This window comes from Lelliottia amnigena (assembly GCF_019047465.1).
Classification (GTDB): Bacteria; Pseudomonadota; Gammaproteobacteria; order Enterobacterales; family Enterobacteriaceae; genus Enterobacter; species Enterobacter amnigenus.
On sequence record NZ_CP077236.1, the window covers coordinates 1,390,408 to 1,410,985 of the forward strand.

General features: G+C 53.7%; 21 protein-coding genes. 8 read left to right on the forward strand and 13 right to left on the reverse strand.

Features of this window, described 5'->3' with window-relative positions; translation table 11 throughout:
* The first annotated feature begins 64 nt into the window (after nt 1-64).
* The 3 genes from nirC to I6L74_RS06670 all read left to right on the forward strand — a co-directional run bounded on the left by nirC (nt 65) and on the right by I6L74_RS06670 (nt 2,583).
* Nucleotides 65-874, forward strand: a complete 810-nt coding sequence (gene nirC, locus I6L74_RS06660) for a nitrite transporter NirC (RefSeq protein ID WP_059180272.1) — start codon at nt 65-67, stop codon at nt 872-874.
* 11 nt (nt 875-885) lie between these two features.
* Nucleotides 886-2,259, forward strand: coding sequence for a siroheme synthase CysG (gene cysG, locus I6L74_RS06665; RefSeq protein WP_059180273.1), 1,374 nt, complete (start codon nt 886-888; stop codon nt 2,257-2,259).
* A gap of 153 nt (nt 2,260-2,412) precedes the next feature.
* Entirely contained in the window at nt 2,413-2,583 is a 171-nt protein-coding gene (locus I6L74_RS06670; RefSeq protein ID WP_072241954.1) for a YhfL family protein, read from the forward strand.
* A gap of 143 nt (nt 2,584-2,726) precedes the next feature.
* On the opposite strand, the gene trpS is transcribed toward I6L74_RS06670, so the two are convergent.
* The 12 genes from trpS to pilM all read right to left on the reverse strand — a co-directional run bounded on the left by trpS (nt 2,727) and on the right by pilM (nt 12,726).
* Nucleotides 2,727-3,731, reverse strand: coding sequence for a tryptophan--tRNA ligase (trpS, locus tag I6L74_RS06675; RefSeq protein ID WP_059180274.1), 1,005 nt, complete (start codon nt 3,729-3,731; stop codon nt 2,727-2,729).
* A complete protein-coding gene (gene gph, locus I6L74_RS06680; RefSeq protein ID WP_059180275.1) occupies nt 3,724-4,485 on the reverse strand; it encodes a phosphoglycolate phosphatase in 762 nt (253 codons plus the stop codon). The genes trpS and gph overlap by 8 nt, the downstream gene beginning before the upstream one ends.
* Nucleotides 4,478-5,155 carry a ribulose-phosphate 3-epimerase gene (gene rpe / locus I6L74_RS06685; protein ID WP_015960760.1) on the reverse strand — a complete coding sequence of 226 codons (678 nt, stop codon included), beginning with the start codon at nt 5,153-5,155 and terminating at the stop codon, nt 4,478-4,480. The genes gph and rpe overlap by 8 nt, the downstream gene beginning before the upstream one ends.
* A gap of 41 nt (nt 5,156-5,196) precedes the next feature.
* Complete coding sequence (dam, locus tag I6L74_RS06690) at nt 5,197-6,012, reverse strand: adenine-specific DNA-methyltransferase (RefSeq protein WP_059180276.1); 816 nt, start codon at nt 6,010-6,012, stop codon at nt 5,197-5,199.
* 66 nt (nt 6,013-6,078) lie between these two features.
* Complete coding sequence (gene damX / locus I6L74_RS06695) at nt 6,079-7,362, reverse strand: cell division protein DamX (protein WP_059180277.1); 1,284 nt, start codon at nt 7,360-7,362, stop codon at nt 6,079-6,081.
* Nucleotides 7,363-7,454: 92 nt separating this feature from the next.
* Nucleotides 7,455-8,543, reverse strand: a complete 1,089-nt coding sequence (aroB, locus tag I6L74_RS06700) for a 3-dehydroquinate synthase (protein ID WP_059180278.1) — start codon at nt 8,541-8,543, stop codon at nt 7,455-7,457.
* 57 nt (nt 8,544-8,600) lie between these two features.
* Nucleotides 8,601-9,122 (reverse strand): shikimate kinase AroK, encoded by a 522-nt coding sequence (gene aroK / locus I6L74_RS06705; RefSeq protein ID WP_015960764.1) that lies wholly within the window; start codon nt 9,120-9,122, stop codon nt 8,601-8,603.
* Between the two features lie 297 nt (nt 9,123-9,419).
* Entirely contained in the window at nt 9,420-10,661 is a 1,242-nt protein-coding gene (gene hofQ, locus I6L74_RS06710) for a DNA uptake porin HofQ (protein ID WP_059180279.1), read from the reverse strand.
* Nucleotides 10,573-10,974 carry a HofP DNA utilization family protein gene (locus I6L74_RS06715; protein WP_059180280.1) on the reverse strand — a complete coding sequence of 134 codons (402 nt, stop codon included), beginning with the start codon at nt 10,972-10,974 and terminating at the stop codon, nt 10,573-10,575. The genes hofQ and I6L74_RS06715 overlap by 89 nt, the downstream gene beginning before the upstream one ends.
* Nucleotides 10,964-11,425, reverse strand: a complete 462-nt coding sequence (locus I6L74_RS06720; RefSeq protein ID WP_059180281.1) for a HofO family protein — start codon at nt 11,423-11,425, stop codon at nt 10,964-10,966. The genes I6L74_RS06715 and I6L74_RS06720 overlap by 11 nt, the downstream gene beginning before the upstream one ends.
* A gap of 3 nt (nt 11,426-11,428) precedes the next feature.
* Nucleotides 11,429-11,947 carry a PilN domain-containing protein gene (locus I6L74_RS06725; RefSeq protein WP_059180282.1) on the reverse strand — a complete coding sequence of 173 codons (519 nt, stop codon included), beginning with the start codon at nt 11,945-11,947 and terminating at the stop codon, nt 11,429-11,431.
* Nucleotides 11,944-12,726: a pilus assembly protein PilM gene (pilM, locus tag I6L74_RS06730; RefSeq protein ID WP_059180283.1), complete on the reverse strand. Its 783-nt coding sequence runs from the start codon at nt 12,724-12,726 to the stop codon at nt 11,944-11,946. The genes I6L74_RS06725 and pilM overlap by 4 nt, the downstream gene beginning before the upstream one ends.
* 120 nt (nt 12,727-12,846) lie before the next feature.
* Here pilM and mrcA point away from each other — a divergent pair, with 120 nt between their 5' ends.
* Entirely contained in the window at nt 12,847-15,399 is a 2,553-nt protein-coding gene (gene mrcA / locus I6L74_RS06735) for a peptidoglycan glycosyltransferase/peptidoglycan DD-transpeptidase MrcA (protein ID WP_059180284.1), read from the forward strand.
* A 107-nt stretch (nt 15,400-15,506) separates the two neighbouring features.
* On the opposite strand, the gene nudE is transcribed toward mrcA, so the two are convergent.
* Entirely contained in the window at nt 15,507-16,067 is a 561-nt protein-coding gene (gene nudE / locus I6L74_RS06740; protein ID WP_059180285.1) for an ADP compounds hydrolase NudE, read from the reverse strand.
* A 320-nt stretch (nt 16,068-16,387) separates the two neighbouring features.
* Here nudE and I6L74_RS06745 point away from each other — a divergent pair, with 320 nt between their 5' ends.
* The 4 genes from I6L74_RS06745 (at nt 16,388) to hslO (ending at nt 20,576) form a co-directional block, all read left to right on the forward strand.
* The gene (locus I6L74_RS06745; protein WP_059180286.1) at nt 16,388-18,526 is read left to right on the forward strand and encodes an intracellular growth attenuator family protein; all 2,139 of its coding nucleotides are present in this window, start codon (nt 16,388-16,390) and stop codon (nt 18,524-18,526) included.
* A gap of 66 nt (nt 18,527-18,592) precedes the next feature.
* Complete coding sequence (gene yrfG, locus I6L74_RS06750) at nt 18,593-19,276, forward strand: GMP/IMP nucleotidase (RefSeq protein ID WP_059180287.1); 684 nt, start codon at nt 18,593-18,595, stop codon at nt 19,274-19,276.
* The gene (gene hslR / locus I6L74_RS06755; RefSeq protein WP_015960774.1) at nt 19,273-19,674 is read left to right on the forward strand and encodes a ribosome-associated heat shock protein Hsp15; all 402 of its coding nucleotides are present in this window, start codon (nt 19,273-19,275) and stop codon (nt 19,672-19,674) included. Before yrfG ends, hslR begins: the two co-directional genes overlap by 4 nt.
* 23 nt (nt 19,675-19,697) lie before the next feature.
* Complete coding sequence (hslO, locus tag I6L74_RS06760) at nt 19,698-20,576, forward strand: Hsp33 family molecular chaperone HslO (protein WP_059180288.1); 879 nt, start codon at nt 19,698-19,700, stop codon at nt 20,574-20,576.
* Nucleotides 20,577-20,578 lie beyond the last annotated feature (2 nt).

Consider the following 20,578-nt stretch of genomic DNA (forward strand, 5'->3'; position numbering starts at 1 on the left):
TGCACAACCCCGTCGCATTGCCTCTTGTCGGCAGCATAGAGGGGGCGTGTACAAGGATAATCACATGTTTGCAGACACCATTAATAAGTGTGCGGCTAACGCTGCGCGCATTGCCCGCCTCAGTCAAAATAACCCTCTCGGCTTCTGGATCAGTTCCGCCATGGCCGGGGCTTATGTCGGTCTCGGTATTATTCTCATCTTCACGCTGGGGAATTTACTTGAACCCTCCATTCGTCCATTAGTGATGGGCGCAACGTTTGGGCTCGCGTTAACCCTGGTCATTATCGCCGGTTCAGAGCTGTTCACCGGCCATACCATGTTCCTGGCGCTGGGCGTCAAAGCGGGGACAATTAGCCAGGGACAAATGTGGGCGATTCTGCCGCAAACCTGGGTCGGCAACCTGTTGGGTTCCGTCTTCGTGGCCTTGCTGTACAGCTGGGGTGGCGGCAGTTTGTTACCGGTGGATACCAGCATTGTACACACCGTTGCGCTCGCCAAAACCACGCAGCCAGCCATGACGCTGTTCTTCAAGGGCGTGCTCTGTAACTGGCTGGTGTGCCTGGCGATCTGGATGGCAATCCGCACGGAAGGTGCCGCGAAATTCATCGCAATCTGGTGGTGTTTGCTGGCGTTTATTGCCTCCGGCTACGAACACTCCGTGGCAAACATGACGCTTTTCGCACTCTCCTGGTTTGGCCATCACAACGACGCGTTCACCCTTTCGGGCATCGGTCATAACCTGTTGTGGGTAACTCTGGGCAATACCCTTTCGGGTGCAGTGTTTATGGGCTTAGGATACTGGTATGCTACTCCTAAAGCGGAGCGTCCGACTCCCGTCACCATCGCAACTGCACAGGCGAAAGCCAATTCCTAAGAGGTAATGTCGTGGATCACCTGCCGATTTTCTGTCAATTACGTCATCGAGACTGCCTGTTAGTGGGCGGTGGCGATGTCGCTGAGCGTAAAGCGCGTTTGCTATTAGAAGCAGGTGCACAACTTACCGTTAATGCGTTGGCCTTCGATCCGCAATTTCACGTGTGGGCGCAGGAAGGCATGCTGACGCTGGTGCAGGGCGAGTTTGACGAGTCCCTGCTCGATACTTGCTGGTTAACGATCGCCGCAACTGATGACGACGAAGTGAACCAGCGCGTCAGCGATGCCTGCGAAACCCGTCGTATTTTCTGCAACGTGGTCGATGCGCCAAAAGAAGCCAGCTTTATTATGCCGTCGATTATTGACCGTTCCCCGCTGATGGTGGCGGTGTCATCCGGCGGCACGTCACCGGTGCTGGCGCGTTTATTGCGCGAAAAACTCGAATCGATTTTACCTCAGCATTTAGGGAAGGTGGCGCGCTATGCCGGCCAGCTTCGCGCCCGGGTGAAAACGACGTTTGCAACCGTCGGCGAGCGCCGCCGCTTCTGGGAAAAATTCTTCGTCAATGACCGCCTGGCGCAGTCGCTGGCGAATCAGGATCATCAGGCCGTCGAAGAGACGACCGAGCGCCTGCTGACTGAACCGCTGAATCACCGCGGCGAAGTGGTGCTGGTGGGTGCAGGGCCTGGAGATGCGGGTCTTTTAACACTGAAAGGATTACAGCAGATTCAGCAGGCGGATATCGTGGTGTATGACCGTCTGGTGTCTGATGACATTATGAATCTGGTCCGTCGTGACGCCGACCGCGTATTCGTGGGCAAACGCGCGGGCTATCACTGCGTTCCGCAGGAAGAAATTAACCAGATCCTGCTGCGTGAAGCGCTCAAAGGCAAACGCGTGGTGCGCCTGAAGGGCGGCGATCCGTTTATCTTTGGTCGTGGCGGTGAAGAGCTGGAAACGCTCTGCAACGCGGGTGTGCCGTTCTCAGTGGTGCCTGGAATCACTGCGGCTTCTGGCTGCTCTGCCTATTCCGGTATCCCGCTTACCCATCGCGATTATGCTCAATGCGTGCGCCTGGTGACGGGCCATCTCAAAACGGGAAGTGAGCTGGACTGGCACAACCTGGCCGCTGAAAAGCAGACGCTGGTGTTCTACATGGGGCTGAATCAGGCGGCGACCATTCAGGAAAAACTGCTGGAACACGGCATGCAGCACGATATGCCGGTGGCGCTGGTCGAAAATGGCACGGCGATTACCCAGCGCGTCGTGAGCGGCGTGCTCACACAGCTCGGCGAGCTGGCGAAACAGGTTGAAAGCCCGGCGCTGATCGTCGTCGGGCGCGTGGTTGAACTTCGCGAAAAGCTCAACTGGTTTTCAAACCACTAAACCCTCGCTGCACAACTGACCTTAATTGAGTAGTCCTTATATGGACTACTCCCCTCTTACCCCAGCCGCTAACATACCTTCCGCGAAATGGAATCTCTCCATTTATTCCCTCGTGGTCATTTCAGCTCATTTTGTCACTGACAAGGAAAGTGTATGTTTAACCTGGCAAAAGCCGCGCTCGTCGTCGGCATCTTATCCACCCTGACGGCTTGCACCGGTCACGTTCAAAATACCAAAAATAATTGCAGCTACGATTACTTGCTTCATCCGGCGATCTCAATTTCTAAAATAATTGGCGGTTGCGGACCCGCGGCAGAACAATAAGCATTGTTCAGGCAATAAAAAAACCGGGAATTTCCCGGTTTTTTATTGCAGCGAGTACGGTCTGAGGCACTCGCGCTGCCCTCTCCCACAGGGGGAGAGTACAAAGACTCGAAACGATAATGCGATTACCGTTTTGCTTTTACCTAGGGTTTTGCCACAAAGCCAATCGCCTGGTAAACCGCTTTCAGGGTTTCAGCGGCACGCGCGCTGGCTTTGTCGGCACCGTCTCGCATTACCTGATTCAGCAGCGCTTCGTCATTGCGGAAACGGTTATAACGCTCCTGCAGTTCAGTCAACATGCCGGAAACCGCATCCGCCACTTCGCCTTTGAGATGGCCGTACATTTTGCCTTCAAAGTGCTGTTCAAGCTCAGGAATACTCTGCCCGGTGACGCCAGAGAGAATATCCAGCAGGTTTGAAACGCCCGCTTTGTTCTGCACATCGTAACGCACAACAGGTGGCTCGTCGGAATCTGTGACTGCGCGTTTCAGCTTTTTCACTACCGCTTTCGGATCTTCCAGCAGGCCGATAACGTTGTTGCGGTTATCGTCAGACTTGGACATCTTTTTGGTCGGCTCAAGCAGTGACATCACGCGCGCGCCCGATTTCGGGATAAACGGCTCTGGCACTTTAAAGACATCACCGTAGATCGCATTGAAGCGCTGCGCGATATCACGGCTCAGTTCGAGGTGCTGTTTCTGGTCTTCGCCAACCGGTACCTGGTTGGTTTGATACAGCAGAATGTCAGCGGCCATCAGCACGGGATAGTCAAACAAACCGGCGTTGATGTTCTCGGAGTAGCGTGCAGATTTGTCTTTGAACTGGGTCATGCGGCTCAGTTCGCCGAAATAGGTGTAGCAGTTCAGCGCCCAACCAAGCTGTGCGTGCTCTGGCACGTGCGATTGTACGAAAATGGTGCTTTTTTGCGGATCGATACCGCAAGCCAGATACAGTGCCAGCGTATCCAGCGTGGCTTTACGCAGTTTCTCAGGATCCTGGCGCGCGGTAATCGCATGCAAATCCACGATGCAGTAAATGCAGTGGTAATCATCCTGCATACCCACCCACTGACGCAACGCACCCATGTAGTTGCCAATGGTCAATTCGCCTGAAGGCTGCGCGCCACTAAATACGATGGGCTTAGTCATTTTTTGATTCCTGATGTTCACTGTGCGAAAGCCCGAGTGCGGGCAGTAAATCTTTGAAGTGATCGAACACGGCGTCCGGTTCACTCAGCGTGATGGATTCACCGTAGTTATAGCCGTAGGTGAGACCCACAGACGGCGAACCTGCGGCTTTGGCGGCCAGAATATCATTGCGCGAATCGCCGACAAAAAGCAGCTGCTCAGGCGCCAAGGATAATTTTCCTGCCACCAGCAAAATCGGTTCCGGATGCGGTTTTTTATTCTGCACGTCGTCACCGCCGACAATCACCGAGAAATATTTTGCGATGTCGAGCGCTTCCAGCAACGGCGCCACAAACGGCGTTGGCTTGTTGGTGACCAGCGCCAACGGCATGCCATTGGCATGCAACGCGCTCAGGGTATCGACGACGTCAGGGAATAGAAAACTGCCCTCTTCCACGGTCTCTTCGTAAAAGCGATTGAACAGTTTACGCAGAACGCGTAGCTGTTCATCCTGCGGGATATCAGCATGATCAACGCCGGGTTTACCCTGCGCCGAACGTTGAAAGGCGCGTTCCTGACGGGACCACGTCAACGCGCGTTCCATCAGCACATCAGCACCGTTACCAATCCAGGTTATCACCCGATCTTCACCCGCAACGGGCAGCTCAAGCGCATACAGCGCCTGATCGACGGCGCTGGTTAAACCCGGCGCGCTGTCGACCAGCGTGCCATCAAGGTCAAACGCGACACCGCGAATTGCCTGTAATTTATTCATGACTTACCTTTGCCAGTTCACTGCGCATCTCATCGATGACTTTTTTGTAATCCGGTTGGTCAAAAATGGCGGAGCCTGCCACGAACATATCCGCACCCGCTGCAGCGATTTCGCCAATGTTGTTGACCTTCACGCCGCCATCCACTTCAAGACGAATGTCATAGCCAGACTCGTCGATGCGACGGCGCACTTCACGTAGCTTATCCAGCGTTTGCGGAATAAAGGATTGGCCACCAAAACCTGGATTGACGGACATCAGCAGAATCACGTCCAGCTTGTCCATGACGTAATCAAGATAGCTCAGCGACGTCGCCGGGTTAAACACTAGCCCCGCCTTACAGCCGTTCTCTTTGATGAGCTGCAACGTGCGATCGACATGCTCGGAGGCTTCAGGGTGGAAGGTGATAATGCTCGCGCCCGCTGCGGCAAAATCCGGCACGATGCGATCAACCGGTTTGACCATCAGGTGAACATCAATCGGGGCGGTGATTCCGTAGTTACGTAGCGCTTTCAGCACCATCGGGCCGATGGTCAGATTAGGTACGTAGTGGTTATCCATCACATCAAAATGCACCACATCCGCACCGGCGGCCAGCGCGTTGGCCGTGTCTTCACCCAGGCGGGCAAAATCGGCCGACAGAATTGAGGGAGCAATCAAAAACTGTTTCATCCGCATCTCCTTGAAATGTGTTTACCGGCGGGCGAAACGGCTCAGGGGCGATAAAGAGCCAGCAGTTCGTCCACCTTTTTACGTGTGCCACCGTTACTGCTGATGCTGCGCCGCACCTGAACGACGTATCGGTGAGTCGCTAACTGATACCATTCGCGCGTCATTTCCGTATCGTGATTTGAAATCAGCACGGGAATACGCTTTTTCACCAGGCCCTCGGCGATCTCCGCCAGATGCACCTGCTCTTTCAAATTGAAACTGTTGGTGTGGTACGCCGTAAAGTTGGCCGTCGCCGTCAGCGGCGCATACGGCGGATCGCAATACACGACCGACTGATGATCCGCGCGCGCCATGCTGTCTGCGTACGACTCGCAGATAAAGAGTGCATTCTGTGCTTTCTCAGCAAAGTGATACAACTCAACCTGCGGGAAATAAGGGCGCTTGTAGCGGCCAAACGGCACGTTGAATTCCCCGCGCAGATTATACCGGCACAGGCCGTTGTAGCCATGTCGGTTAAGATACAGGAATAATAACGCCCGCCGGAAAGGATCGCGGCTTTGGTTAAATTCTACGCGAAGCTGATAGTAAACTTCAGATTGATTCGTCTCAGGCGTAAACAACTTACGCGCCTCGTCAACGTACTCGTCGGTACGATCTTTAACGATGTTATAGAGGCTAATCAGATCGCTGTTGATATCCGCCAGGATATAACGAGAGAAGTCGGTGTTGAGAAACACGGACCCGGCACCCACAAAGGGCTCGATAAGGCACTCGCCCTTCGGCAGGTGTTTTTTAATATCGTCAAGCAGGGGGAATTTTCCCCCTGCCCATTTTAGAAAAGCGCGATTTTTTTTCATGCTGACTAACTGATTACACCTTTTCCAGCTGTGGAAAAGCTCCGACAGCATTCTGCGCTTTAAACATTACTTCAAGTCGGCCTGAACCTGATGAATCGGTTTCGCCCATGGGTTTTTCGCCTGAACGTCAGCAGGTAACGTTGCCACAGCGCGTTTCGCTTCGTCTTTAGAGGCGTAAACGCCACTAACCAGCGTGTACCATGGCTGCCCGTTGCGAGTCGACTGATAAACCACATAGTTTTTCAGGTTCGATTTTTTCGCCCAGTTATTCAGATTGTCGTAGTTAGACGAACTGCTCAACTGAAGCGTGTAATTGTTGGACGGTGCGGCCTTCATTGCCCCAACATTACCCGAAGACTTACCGGATGCAGAGCCAGACGTTGATGCAGTCGCGGCAGGAGCCGGTGTTGCTGCGGTGACTTTCGGTGCCGCTGTCGCTACAGGTGTTTTCACCGGCGTGCTGGTAGCGGTTTCCGTTGGCTTGGGCTGGGCAACCGGTTTGGCTTCCGTGGCTTTAGCAACGGTCTGCGGTTTCGTTTCGCGCTTCGGCTCAATCACCGCTTTTTGACGCTCTGGACGCGAAGTGGCAGCCTGAGTTTGACGCGGTTTGGTTTCGGTTGCTGCGGTTTGCGGTTGTGCATTCCCGCCACGAATTGGCGCGACGGTTGCAGGCTCGGTTGGCAGCGTGGAGTTAGCCACCACGTTATTCACCTGATCCTGGTTCTGCGTGAGCGCGTTGTTCAGATCGCCCTGAACTTCAACACGCTGCTGGCCTTCAGGTGCCGCACTTGCCTGGCCCTGAGTTGGCGTAGCCGAAACAGGAGGCAGTGAGACATCCTGCGGAGCATTGGTTGGATTGCCCGCGGTCTGTTCAGCAGACGTCGTGCCTGGCGCAGGTTGCACACCATTGGCCTGATCTGCTGCATCATTATTATTGCCCGAAAGATTGATGCTCTTTTCGGTTGAAGCGGTCTGCTCATTTGAGGGGGTAGACGGTGCTTTCAGCGCAGAACCGATGCCGATAATCAGCAGCAGCAGGACAAAAACGCCAAGACCCATCATAACGTACTGACGTGAAGCGGGTTTCGCCGCCACTTTTTTACGTTTACGCGGGCGACGCTCTACAGACTCTTCGTCCAGTGATTCATCATCAGACTCATAATCCTCTTCTTCACGCTCATCGCGCGCGTTGCGGCTACGTGACGGACGACGATCGTCTGCATCCAAATCAACATCATCGAAGTTGATTTGCGGCTCATTATCATCGCGATCTGAAGATTGACGAGAACGACCAGTACGACGATCGCTGGGATCGGGTTTCAGCTCGTCTTCTGGTTTGAATTCATCCATTTAACACCCCACTCAAAGGCTCATGCTTACGACGTTGCATTTCACCTGAAGCTAAATAGCTACCTGTAACAGTAGCCTGACCTTTCTAGTTGTTACGCCTGCTGGCAATCAGCAATAGCGCCAAGAACCACATCATGCGACACTCCGCCGCGCACTTCACTCTTCCCTATTGCCAGTGGGAGCACTAAGCGCATCTCACCCGCCAAAACTTTTTTATCGCGCATCATGTGGGGTAAATACGCGTGCGAAGACATCTCGCGCGGCCCCGTTACCGGTAAGCCAGCACGCTCAAGCAGCGTGATGATGCGTTGAGTCTCTTCTTGCTTAAATTGACCCAGACGTTCAGAGGTACGCGCGGCCATCACCATGCCCGCTGCAACCGCTTCGCCATGAAGCCAATTGCCGTAACCCATCTCCGCCTCAATCGCGTGACCGAACGTGTGCCCCAGATTCAGTAAAGCACGTAAGCCCGTTTCACGCTCGTCTGCTGCAACGACTTCTGCTTTTAGCTCACAACAACGGCGGATGCAGTAAGCCAGCGCTTTACCGTCAAGGTTAAGCAATGCATCCATGTTCTCTTCCAGCCAGCTAAAGAACTCGCCGTCCAGAATAATGCCGTATTTGATCACTTCAGCCAGGCCTGATGCCAATTCGCGCTGGGGCAATGTGTTCAGACAGTCGAGATCCACAACCACCGATGCGGGCTGATAGAACGCGCCAATCATGTTTTTGCCAAGCGGATGGTTAACCGCTGTTTTGCCGCCAACCGAAGAATCGACCTGTGATAAAAGCGTGGTAGGAATTTGAATAAAACGAACACCACGTTGATAACTTGCCGCAGCAAAACCCGTTAGATCGCCAACAACACCACCGCCGAGGGCAAGTAGTGTCGTATCGCGACCATGCGGTTTTTGCAGTAATGCGGTAAAGACGGTCTCAAGGACCGCCAGGCTTTTATACTGCTCGCCATCAGGCAAAATCACACTGTCGACGTTCACACCTGCCTGTTCCAGCAGATGACGAATTTTGTCGAGATAAAGCGGAGCCAGCGTCTCGTTGGTGACAAGCATAGCTTGATCACCCGCTTTCAGTGGTAAGAAGGAAGCTGGGTCGTTAAACAAACCAGCCGCGATGGTGATAGGGTAACTACGTTCCCCGAGAGTAACTGTAATCCTCTCCATGACGCGACATCCACCTTAAATGCTATTACCCGTGGGCGAGTGTATATAAAGCCAGAATCAGTTGCTTTCCAGCATATGAATAATCTGGTTTGCAACGACTTTTGCGCTCTGATCGTCGGTACGAATCGTTACGTCAGCAATTTCTTCGTACAGTGGATTGCGTTCACCAGCCAGTGCTTCAAGAACTTCACGTGGAGGCGTTTCAACCTGCAGTAACGGGCGCTTTTTATCACGCTGCGTACGTGCGAGTTGTTTCTCGATAGTCGTCTCAAGATAAACCACAACGCCGCGGGCCGAGAGACGGTTACGCGTTTCACGAGATTTTACAGAACCGCCGCCAGTAGCCAGCACAATGCCCTGTTTTTCCGTAAGTTCATTGATAACTTTTTCTTCACGGTCACGGAAACCTTCTTCGCCTTCTACATCGAAGACCCAGCCCACATCAGCTCCGGTTCGTTTCTCAATCTCGTGATCAGAATCGTAAAATTCCATATTGAGTTGTTGAGCTAACTGGCGCCCAATAGTGCTTTTGCCGGCACCCATAGGCCCAACCAGAAAGATATTGCGTTTCTCTGCCATTTTTTCGGTACTACTAAGACTATTCGTTAATGGTAATTCCGGCTTCGCGAGTACTCAACGTAGCAGGACATGAACTGAAACCTCATATGCGATAGTGCGAGAGTCAGACTAAAAATTATCTCAGTAGTCCTGCTTGTTTGGCAACTGATTAAATCACCATGCCAAATGCTTAGGGGCAACAAGAGGTAAGATTAGAGAAGCTGAAACTCAAATCGGTACTCCTTGTATGCTAATTCATGCCTCACGTCAAACATCTGCAACAAACTGGGTGCAAAATCCTCGCGGTGATCGTTTCGGTTACTGAATATCAATCAGGCGTGGCGTAATAAACACCACCAGCTCGCGACGCTCGTTATCTTTGCCGTCATGGCGGAAAAACTGGCCCAGCAAGGGAACATGTCCGAGACCCGGGACGCTATCACTGGCCGTTTTATTCTTTTGAGAGAAAATACCGCCCAGTGCCAGCGTTTCTCCACTTTTCACTTCGACCTGAGTTTCGATCTCCTGCTTATCAATCGCCAGCGTTTCACCATCAGCCTGCTGTAAAACTTGCCCCGGCATATTTTCGCTAATACGCAGCTTCAAACGCACCCGTCCGTTGGGAAGCACGACTGGCGTCACTTCCATGCCCAAAACCGCCTCTTTAAATTCCACCGAGGTCGCTCCGCTCTCACCGCTGGAAACCTGGTAAGGAATTTCGCTGCCCTGTTTAATACTGGCGGGCTGCATATGCGAAGCCAAAAGCCGGGGACTGGCAATAATCTCCAACTGTTGCTTTTGCTCAAGGGCGGAAAGCTCCAGATCCAAAAGTCTGCCGTCAATTCGACCAATGTTGAATCCGACATGGGTAGTGGCATTGGCAACGGAAAGATCGACGCCCATCGTGGTGACTTGCCCCGGTGCCCCTGCACCTTGCGCCTCGGCAAGATTCCATTTCACGCCAAGCTCACGCAGGCTTTTTTCATTTATCGTGACGATATGCGCTTCCAGCTCCACCTGAGCGATGGGCAGATCCATCTCTTTTACCCAGTGTTGAAAGTTATCAAGCACTGAAGGAATATCGCGCACCAGTAATCGATTCGTGCGTTTGTCGACGGATAAACTCCCTTTTGGGCTGAGCTGTTTCTCGGCGGATTTCTGTAGTTCGCCGCCGTCTGCATAGGCCAGAGCATAGCTGCGCGACGCAAGCGGGACATCCAGTTTGAGCCTGGTCTTCTCCTCTTCATTACGCGCCTGCTGGTCACGTTGCCATGCGGCAGTGTTAACATAAAAAATACCGCGCTCCTCGCGTAACACCAGCCCAGCGCTGGTGACTACGGTTTGCAGCGCCTGCCGCCAGGGCACACGCGTTAAATGCAGCGATAGCGTACCGGTAACATCGGGTGAAACGATAAGGTTACGGTTCTCCAGCTCGACCAACGACTGCAAAACCTGAACAACCGGTACGTCATCAACCACCAGGGTCACTGGCTTTTGAGCGATGCTCCATGCCGACGTGCTGAACAGCGCTAGCAGGGCGACTATCCTTGTTATTTTCATTTTTCGTTCCTTCTCGTTTCCATTGCCATTCCTTCGGGTCACATCCGTCACCAACCTCGATGACCATTTCCGTATCATTTATCGCCAGAACTCGCCAGCCTGATGGCAGGTGATCTTCCTGATGGGCACGATGCCAGCGATCCTGCTCATCTTTCATAATGCCCACAACACCTGCGCTGCGGATGAGTCCCTGGTAGTGCCATTTGTTGAGCTTCCCGACCTCACAGCGATCCACGGGCGGTCGAAACGGATCGCGCATCCCAGTGAGAAAAACCAGTGAGCACAGGATCAACCCGCGTAGCTCAGTTCGCATGTAGACTCTCCACCTGCACGATTAGCTTTAGCCGTGATTCGCCGGGTTCGACGGAAAAGGCCGTCACCCCCATTCCACGCTGCGCGATCGCGTCAAACAGATCGGGAATCTGCATCCAGTCTGCGTCTAAAGAGAGTTCACCGCCTTTCGCATTGGGCAGCCAGCGAACTAACCGCGCACCATGCGTTTGAAAATCCAGAGGCGAAAAGGCCTGCCGCCCAGAAATATCTGGTTGTTCCTCAGCATGGCCTCGCTGAACTTCGCTCGTCCAAAGTGCTTTCACCACTGTGGTGATGGGCTCTCGTTTTGTTTCAAGTTGAGAAACGTGCTGTATCGCCGGGCGCGTGAGTATCAAATACGCCGTCAGCAGCACGCAGCCTGAAATCAGGCCCCAGATCAGAATGCGCGTGCGCGAACGAAACGCATACCACCGTTCGAATAAGCTGTGCACGTCTCACTCCTGGCGCTGGAGTGTGAGGCTGTACGTCCAGCGCCCCTGATTATCCTGCTGCAGCTCCCCCGCAGGCCCAAGCGTGAAGCCACCGAAGTGCTTCAATGATTCAGTGAGTTTTTGAAGGGATAAAAGCGTCGTGGCATAACCTTTCAACACCAGGCTGGACTGCTGAAATGACATTTGCGTGAGCCATACCTGCTCCGGAATCGCCAACGCCAGCGCCACGAGCGTTGGCTGCCAGGCTTGCGTTTTAGTCAGCAAAACAGCCGCTTGTTGGGTGAGTTGCTGTTGCTCGTGTTGCGCTCGCCAGCGCGCACGATGGGCCTCGAGCTTTTGTTGAATCGCCATATCGCCCACCAGATACACCTCCAGCACGTGCGAACGTATCGCGAAGCGCGATCGCAGACTCATCATCACGGTGAGGGAAAGCAGTAACGACCCAACAAAGAGTAACGTCCAGAAACGCCAGCAACGCTGTTGTCGCCATTGCCGCCACGGCAAAAAGTTAGTGGTTTTCATTCAACGATGTCCCCCATCGCAAGGGCCAGAGCGACGGTAAAGTCCGCTCCACAGTCAGGCAATGGCGGCAAATTACGTGAGACCAGAGTGAAAGGATCAAGATTATCAGCCGCGAAAAGAGCCATATCTTCAGGCTTAAGCGCCAAAAGCGCCGCCAGATCTCCCACCGCTGCTGCCTCGGTCAGTGGCTTACGGCCCCACTGGTGACGCGTTGCCCATAGCCAGTGGCGATCGTCGCGCCAGACCGCGCAGTGGAAAGGAGGCTGAAGAAGTAGCAGTAAATTCACCAGCGCACCCGCATCCGGCGTAATCGCCGCAACATGCAGACGGAGCGTGTTTGCCAGCGTTAACAATGCCGCGACCTCTTTGTTTTGTGCAGCGGTTACCTGGAACGAACGGGTCAGCGTATCCTGCACATAATCGAAGCACAGCGCATCGGGTGCCATTTCAAGCTCGCGTGACATGGCTGAAGCAATCCACGAGGCTTGCTCACTGTCGCGTAAGTTGAGTGCCGGACAAGGAAGCGCTTTTTGCAACGTTCGTGCAGCGGGGAATGCGAGGAAAATCCGGTGATGGTGCGGCAAGACCTTGCTCCAGGTACGTAGCGCAGCAACCAATTGTTCTGGCTCAATAATTTGTCCATCACGGATAATTCCCCGCTCCAGCGGAATTTGCCACCAACGGCGCAGATTCCATCCGGTTCGCTCCTTTGTAAGACAGACAGCTAAAACCCTATCTTGTTGAATATGAACACCTGTTCGCCACGTTTTGAAAGCCATGCTTCACGATCTCCTTATCGCCCGTCCTTTTGACGGCTATATCAATGATTCAGGCTTGCCTTTATACTACCGGCCGATTGTTTAGAAACTGCCCAAGTGAAACTAAATGGGAAATCTCCAGTGAAGTTCGTAAAGTATTTATTGATCCTTGCAGTCTGTTGCATTCTGCTGGGAGCAGGCTCGATTTATGGTTTGTACAAATATATTGAGCCGCAACTGCCTGATGTCGCCACGCTACGCGATGTGCGACTGCAAATCCCGATGCAGGTCTACAGTGCCGACGGTGAATTGATCGCTCAATATGGCGAAAAGCGCCGTATTCCGCTGACCTTAAATGAAATTCCTCCGGTGATGGTGAAGGCCTTTATCGCCACGGAAGACAGCCGTTTTTATGAACACCATGGCGTCGATCCTGTGGGGATTTTCCGTGCCGCAAGCGTGGCATTGTTCTCCGGTCACGCTTCCCAGGGGGCAAGTACGATTACGCAGCAGCTGGCGCGTAACTTCTTCCTGAGCCCGGAAAAAACGCTGACGCGTAAGATCAAGGAAGTGTTTCTTGCTATTCGCATCGAGCAATTGCTGAGCAAAGACGAAATCCTCGAGCTTTATCTCAACAAGATCTATCTGGGATATCGCGCGTACGGCGTGGGCGCGGCGGCGCAGGTCTATTTCGGTAAGCCTGTCCAGGAGCTGACCTTAAGCGAAATGGCGACCATTGCGGGTCTGCCTAAAGCACCGTCGACGTTTAACCCGCTCTACTCACTCGATCGTGCCACTGCGCGCCGTAACGTAGTGCTGTCACGCATGCTAAGCGAAGGCTATATCAGCCAGACACAGTACGATCAGGCGCGCAATGATGTGATTGACGCTAACTATCACGCGCCCAAAATCGCCTTCTCGGCCCCGTATCTCACGGAAATGGTCCGTCAGGAGATGGTGAGTCGCTACGGTGAACAGGCGTATGAAGACGGGTACCGCATCACCACCACCATCACGCGTAAAGTTCAGCAGGCGGCGCAGCAGGCGGTGCGTAACAACGTGATGGATTACGACATGCGTCACGGCTACCGTGGCCCGTCTAATGTGCTGTGGAAAGTGGGCGAAAGCGCATGGGACAGCAAAAAAATCACGGATTCGCTGAAAGCACTGCCGACTTACGGCCCGCTCCTTCCTGCCGTTGTCACGGCGGCCGATCCGCAGGAAGCGACCGCTACGCTTGGAGACGGGACCTCGGTTTCTCTGCGCATGGATGGCATTCGCTGGGCTCGCCCGTATCGCTCCGATACATCGCAAGGCCCAACGCCGCGTAAAGTCACGGATGTGGTCCAGACCGGGCAGCAAATCTGGGTTCGTAAAGTCAACGACGCCTGGTGGCTGGCGCAGGTTCCGGATGTGAACTCGGCGTTAGTCTCCATCAACCCGCAGAATGGCGCGGTGATGGCGCTGGTCGGTGGTTTTGATTTTAATCAGAGCAAATTTAACCGTGTAACGCAGGCTCTGCGTCAGGTCGGCTCCAACATCAAGCCTTTCCTGTACACCGCGGCGATGGATAAAGGGCTGACGCTCGCCAGTATCCTCAACGATGTGCCGATCTCTCGCTGGGATGCGGGCGCAGGTTCCGACTGGCAGCCGAAAAACTCTCCGCCGGAGTATTCCGGTCCAATCCGTTTACGTCAGGGTCTGGGGCAGTCTAAAAACGTGGTCATGGTTCGCGCGATGCGTGCAATGGGCGTCGATTACGCTGCGGAATATCTCCAACGTTTCGGTTTCCCGGCACAAAATATCGTGCATACCGAATCGCTGGCGCTGGGCTCCGCATCCTTTACGCCATTGCAGGTCGCTCGCGGTTACTCGGTGATGGCGAACGGCGGTTTCCTGGTCGATCCGTATTTCATCAGTAAAATTGAAAACGATCAGGGCGGCGTGATTTTTGAAGCTAAGCCAAAAATCGCCTGCCCGGAATGTGATATCCCGGTGATTTACGGCGACACGCCGAAATCGAACGTACTGGAAAATAAAGACATGGAAGATGTCGCCCTGTCGCAGGAGCGACAGAATTCCACCGTTCCGCAGCCGCAACTGGAGCAGGCAAACCAGGCGCTTGTCGCGCAAAGCGGTGCGCAGGAATATGCTCCGCATGTGATCAATACGCCGCTCTCCTTCCTGATTAAGAGCGCCCTGAATACCAATATCTTTGGTGAACCGGGCTGGCAAGGCACGGGCTGGCGTGCGGGCCGTGATTTACAGCGGCGCGACATCGGCGGCAAAACCGGGACGACCAACAGTTCTAAAGACGCCTGGTTCTCCGGTTTCGGTCCGGGCGTGGTGACGTCCGTGTGGATCGGCTTTGACGATCACCGTCGCGATTTGGGCCGAACGTCGGCATCGGGTGCGATTAAAGATCAGATTTCTGGTTACGAAGGCGGCGCGAAGAGCGCACAGCCGGCCTGGGATGCTTATATGAAAGCGGTTCTGGAGGGCGTTCCTGAACAGCCACTCACGCCGCCGCCAGGTATTGTGACAGTCAATATCGACCGTAGCACCGGCCAGTTAGCCAACGGCGGAAACAGCCGTGAAGAGTTCTTCATTGAGGGCACGCAGCCGACAACGCAGGCGGTGCATGAGGTAGGGACTGAGCTGATTGATAACGGCGAGACGCACGAGTTGTTCTGACGAACAGCCCCCACTGAAACTCATAGTAAAAACGGTAACCCAAGGGTTACCGTTTTTTTGTGTACTTTCGCCTGAGACGAGCGAGACGAGGCATAGCCGTCGAAGAGCTACAGCCGCCCTTGCCCTTTGAGCCATTCACGCACCAGGAACAGCGCACTCACGTTGCGAGCCTCATGGAAATCAGGTTCTTCCAGCAAATCCATCAAATGTGCCAGCGGCCAGCGAACCTGCGGTAACGGCTCTGGCTCGTCACCTTCCAGTTTTTCTGGATAGAGATCTTCGGCGAGCACAATATTCATTTTGCTGGAGAAATAGGACGGCGCCATGGAGAGCTTTTTCAGGAAGGTCAGATCGTTCGCACCAAAACCCACCTCTTCCTTCAGCTCACGATTGGCTGCTTCAAAAACGGATTCACCCGGATCGATCAGTCCTTTAGAGAAACCCAGTTCGTAAGATTCTGTGCCCACCGCATATTCACGAATCAGGATAAGATGGTCATCAACAATCGGAACGATCATTACCGCTTCGCGCGTTGATGGGCGCATACGTTCATACACGCGTCGCACGCCGTTGCTGAACTCCAGATCCACACTTTCCACATTAAACAGCCGCGATTTGGCGATTGTTTCAACATTCAGAATAATGGGCTTTTGTAAGGGTTTGCTCATCTTGACGGGTCTTTGCTGGGTAAACTGAGTGCATTGTGCGATATGACGCACGGTTTCGGCAATGTCATTTGCCCTAAATTTACATTTTTGCAACTTATCCTAAACCAGTTATTATTTCAAATTAAAAGTCAAGAGGTTGAAATAACTCCAGGAATTTGCTGATATTCCGCTTTGGTTGCCTTTGCTATCATTTTTGATCACTGGGATGCGCTTCAGATTGCTCAAGTTCGACTCCATGCTTGCCGATAGCCAACCACAGAGACACATTCACGGTAATAGGTGCGACTGACTACACCTGAAATAAGTAAGATGGGGAAAGCATGAGCACCATTTTGATATTTTTCGCTGCTATGCTGGCCTGCGTATTCATTGCAGGATGGTTACTCAGACGCCGGGCGCAACGTCGACTTCGACTGCCCTTTTTAAACGCTTTCGCCGGTGCGACCACGCGTACGCTGGCCGCCGATGAACGCAGCGCCATTGAAAATTATCTCGATACGCTGAACCGCATCCTTCAGACGCCAGGGCCGACCGGCGCCACTGCAGCGCCTGTATCTCTGAATCTCAACGCGCACAGCGACACCGTGTTGTGCGTGACGCGCTCGATCACCCGCTATGGCATCACCACCGATGACCCTAATAAGTGGCGCTACTATCTCGACTCCGTCGAAGTGCATTTGCCACCGTTCTGGGAGCAATACATCAATGATGAAAATAGCGTCGAGCTCATCCATACCGATTCCATTCCGCTGGTTATCGCCCTGAATGGCCATACCCTGAGTGAATATGTTCAGGAAGCGCCGCGCTTTGCGCTCGAACGAGCAAACTCTACGCAAGCGTCCATCCGTGGCGAAGAGACCGAACAGATTGAACTGCTCAATATTCGCCAGGAAACGTACGAAGAGTACGCGCTGAGCCGCCCGGATGGCATCCGTGAAGCAATTTTAATTGTCGCCGCTTTCCTGCTGTTTTTCCTGTGCCTGATGACGCCCGACGTTTTTGCCCCGTGGCTCGCAGGCGGCGCTGTCCTGTTGATCGCCGCAGGGTTGTGGGGGCTTTTTGCTTCTCCGGCTAAAACGGCCTTGCGCGAAATCCACTGCTTACGTGGTACGCCAAAACGCTGGGGTCTGTTCGGTGAGAACGATCAGGAGCACATCAACAATATTTCGCTCGGCATTATCGATCTTATTTACCCGCGTCACTGGCAGCCGTGGATTGCTCAGGATTTAGGGCAAAAAACCGATATTGATATCTATCTCGATCGCCAGGTGGTCCGTCAGGGGCGTTTTTTATCGCTGCATGATGAGGTGAAAAACTTCCCGCTCCAGCACTGGCTGCGCAGCAGCATTATTGCAGGTGGCGCGGCGCTCGTTCTGGCGTTACTGATTTTCCTTGTTCCCCTTGATATGCCAATTAAATTCACCGTGTCGTGGATTAAAGGCGCGCAAACTATCGAAGCGACAAGCGTTCATCAGTTGGAAGAGGCTGGCGTTCGCGTGGGGGACACCCTGAAGCTGAAAGGTACGGGTATGTGTAATATTCATGCGCCGGGAACCTGGAATACACGCCAAAATTCGCCCTTCACCCCCTTCGATTGCTCACAGATCATCTGGAATGACGCGCCGCCGTTGCCGCTGCCGGAATCCGATACCGTCAGTAAAGCGACGGCTTTGACGCAGGCGCTTAATCGCCAGCTACACCCAAAACCCGACGAGAATTCGCGCGTCAGTCAGTCTTTGCGCTCTGCCATTCAAAAATCCGGAATGGTTTTGCTGGATGATTTTGGCGACATCGTGATGAAAACACAGGACTTATGTTCTGCAGAGGATGAGTGTGTTCGTCTCAAAAATGCCCTCGTCAACCTCGGGAACAGCAAAGACTGGGAAGCACTGGTCAAACGCGCTGAGGCAGGCCGACTGGACGGCGTGAATGTGTTGTTACGTCCGGTGAGTGCGGAGTCCCTGGAAAATCTGGTCGCCACGTCAACCGCGCCGTTTGTGATGCGTGAAACCTCCCGTGCGGCTCAGGCGCTTAACAGCCCGGCACCCGGCGGTTTTGTGATTGCCAGTGAAGAGGGTAGCGACTTGGTTGATCAGCCGTATCCGCCTGTAGCGCTCTATGATTATCCGGCCCAGGAACAGTGGGGCGAGTTCCAGCGCCTGGCGCAAATGCTGATGCAAACGCCATTTAGCGCAGAAGGGATCGTCACCGGAACCTTTACCGATGCGAACGGCACGCGGCATGTCGATCTGCATCGCATGCCGGACAGCGCCGGATTGTGGCGTTATATCGGGACGACACTGCTCATGATGGCCATGTTGATTTGCATCATCTGGAACGGTTTTGCTGCCCTGCGCCGCTATCAGCGCTCACGTACTCGTCTGGCCGAGATCCAGCAATATTACGATAATTGCCTCAATCCTAAACTTATCTCCGCGCCTGAGAGCCTGATCGGATAACGCCTCTGCGCGACAAGTTGTGCTAACCTGTCGCGCACGTTTCTTCTGGCTGGAGAGTTCCCCCTCATGCATCTTGATATCGCCTGGCAGGACGTTGATACCGTTCTGCTGGATATGGACGGCACGCTGCTCGATCTCGCATTTGACACCCATTTCTGGCAAAAGCTGGTGCCCGAAACCTACGGTGCGCAGCAGGGTATCACTCCGTCAGAAGCGCAGGATTACATTCGTCAGCAGTATCACGCCGTGCAACATACGCTAAACTGGTACTGCCTGGATTACTGGAGCGACCGCCTCGGTCTGGATATTTGTGCCATGACCACCGCTCAAGGGCCGCACGCAGTTTTGCGTGAAGATACGGTGCCGTTTTTGGATGCCCTGAAGGCGAGCGGCAAACGACGTATTTTGCTGACCAACGCGCATCCGCATAATCTGGCCGTGAAGCTGGAACATACTGGATTAGCGTCACACCTTGATTTATTACTTTCCACCCACACATTTGGGTATCCGAAAGAGGATCAGCGGTTATGGCAGGCCGTCGCGGAGAAAACCGGTTTGCAGCCAGACAGAACCTTGTTCATTGATGACAGTGAACCGATCCTGGATGCCGCAGCAAAATTTGGGGTTCGGTATTGCCTGGGCGTGACCAATCCCGATTCTGGACAGGCTGAAAAAAGCTATCAGCGGCATCCGGCGTTGAACGATTACCGTCGAATGATCCCCTCACTCAGCGTGAAGGAGAAGCCATGAAAGAAAAACCCTCTGATGGGGTAAGGCTCGACAAATGGCTATGGGCGGCCCGTTTTTATAAAACGCGCGCCCTCGCCCGTGAAATGGTTGACGGTGGCAAAGTGCATTACAACGGGCAGCGCAGCAAGCCGAGTAAGCTTGTTGAACTGAACGCCACTCTGACGTTACGTCAGGGAAACGATGAAAAAACGGTCGTGATAAAATCCATTACCGAACAGCGTCGTCCGGCGACCGAAGCGACCGCAATGTATGAAGAAACGACAGAAAGCGTCGAGAAGCGCGAGAAAGTGGCGCTGGCGCGCAAGATGAATGCGCTAACCATGCCGCACCCGGACAGACGACCGGACAAAAAAGAACGTCGCGATCTGATGAAATTTAAGCACGGCGAAATTGAATAATCGTCGTTTGATGAGAGAAAATTATGGCCCAACACGACCAATTACACCGCTATCTGTTTGAGCAATTTGCCGTTCGCGGTGAGCTGGTAACCGTCTCCGAAACCTGGAAACAGATTCTGGAGAACCACAATTATCCGCAGCCTGTTAAAAAAGTGCTGGGCGAACTGCTGGTGGCGACAAGCCTGCTAACCGCAACGCTGAAATTTGCTGGCGATATCACCGTGCAGTTGCAGGGTGACGGCCCGATGAACATGGCGGTTATCAACGGTAATAATCAGCAGCAGATGCGCGGTGTGGCTCGCGTGCAGGGCGACGTGCCAGAAGGCGCTGACCTGAAAACGCTGGTGGGCAACGGTTTCCTCGTGATTACCATCACACCAGACGAAGGCGAGCGCTATCAGGGCGTGGTAGGCCTTGAAGGCGATACGCTGGCAGAGTGTCTGGAAGATTACTTCCTGCGTTCTGAGCAGTTGCCGACACGCCTGTTTATTCGCACCGGCGAGGTTGAAGGTCAACTGGCGGCGGGCGGCATGCTGCTGCAGGTTCTGCCTGCGCAAAATGCCCAGGGCAATGATTTTGAGCATCTGGCGACGCTGACCGAAACCATCAAAACCGAAGAGCTCTTCACTCTGCCTGCCAACGAAGTGCTGTGGCGTCTGTACCACGAAGAAGAAGTGACGCTTTACGATCCGCAGGATGTTGAGTTCAAATGCACCTGTTCTCGTGAACGCTGTGCGGGTGCGCTGAGAACGCTGCCGGACGAAGAGATCGACAGCATCATGGCCGAAGACGGTGAAATCGACATGAACTGCGATTACTGTGGTTCTCACTACGTCTTCAACGCCATGGACATCGCCGAGATCCGCAATAACGCTTCTCCGGCCGATCCGCAGGTCCATTAATT

Bases quoted from the DNA above. Each gene is read 5' to 3' on its own strand.
- nirC (WP_059180272.1), top strand. From the start codon at position 65: ATGTTTGCAGACACCATTAATAAGTGTGCGGCTAACGCTGCGCGCATT.
- I6L74_RS06670 (WP_072241954.1), top strand. From the start codon at position 2,413: ATGTTTAACCTGGCAAAAGCCGCGCTCGTCGTCGGCATCTTATCCACC.
- trpS (WP_059180274.1), bottom strand. From the start codon at position 3,731: ATGACTAAGCCCATCGTATTTAGTGGCGCGCAGCCTTCAGGCGAATTG.
- gph (WP_059180275.1), bottom strand. From the start codon at position 4,485: ATGAATAAATTACAGGCAATTCGCGGTGTCGCGTTTGACCTTGATGGC.
- rpe (WP_015960760.1), bottom strand. From the start codon at position 5,155: ATGAAACAGTTTTTGATTGCTCCCTCAATTCTGTCGGCCGATTTTGCC.
- dam (WP_059180276.1), bottom strand. From the start codon at position 6,012: ATGAAAAAAAATCGCGCTTTTCTAAAATGGGCAGGGGGAAAATTCCCC.
- damX (WP_059180277.1), bottom strand. From the start codon at position 7,362: ATGGATGAATTCAAACCAGAAGACGAGCTGAAACCCGATCCCAGCGAT.
- aroB (WP_059180278.1), bottom strand. From the start codon at position 8,543: ATGGAGAGGATTACAGTTACTCTCGGGGAACGTAGTTACCCTATCACC.
- aroK (WP_015960764.1), bottom strand. From the start codon at position 9,122: ATGGCAGAGAAACGCAATATCTTTCTGGTTGGGCCTATGGGTGCCGGC.
- hofQ (WP_059180279.1), bottom strand. From the start codon at position 10,661: ATGAAAATAACAAGGATAGTCGCCCTGCTAGCGCTGTTCAGCACGTCG.
- I6L74_RS06715 (WP_059180280.1), bottom strand. From the start codon at position 10,974: ATGCGAACTGAGCTACGCGGGTTGATCCTGTGCTCACTGGTTTTTCTC.
- I6L74_RS06725 (WP_059180282.1), bottom strand. From the start codon at position 11,947: ATGAAAACCACTAACTTTTTGCCGTGGCGGCAATGGCGACAACAGCGT.
- pilM (WP_059180283.1), bottom strand. From the start codon at position 12,726: ATGGCTTTCAAAACGTGGCGAACAGGTGTTCATATTCAACAAGATAGG.
- nudE (WP_059180285.1), bottom strand. From the start codon at position 16,067: ATGAGCAAACCCTTACAAAAGCCCATTATTCTGAATGTTGAAACAATC.
- I6L74_RS06745 (WP_059180286.1), top strand. From the start codon at position 16,388: ATGAGCACCATTTTGATATTTTTCGCTGCTATGCTGGCCTGCGTATTC.
- yrfG (WP_059180287.1), top strand. From the start codon at position 18,593: ATGCATCTTGATATCGCCTGGCAGGACGTTGATACCGTTCTGCTGGAT.
- hslR (WP_015960774.1), top strand. From the start codon at position 19,273: ATGAAAGAAAAACCCTCTGATGGGGTAAGGCTCGACAAATGGCTATGG.
- hslO (WP_059180288.1), top strand. From the start codon at position 19,698: ATGGCCCAACACGACCAATTACACCGCTATCTGTTTGAGCAATTTGCC.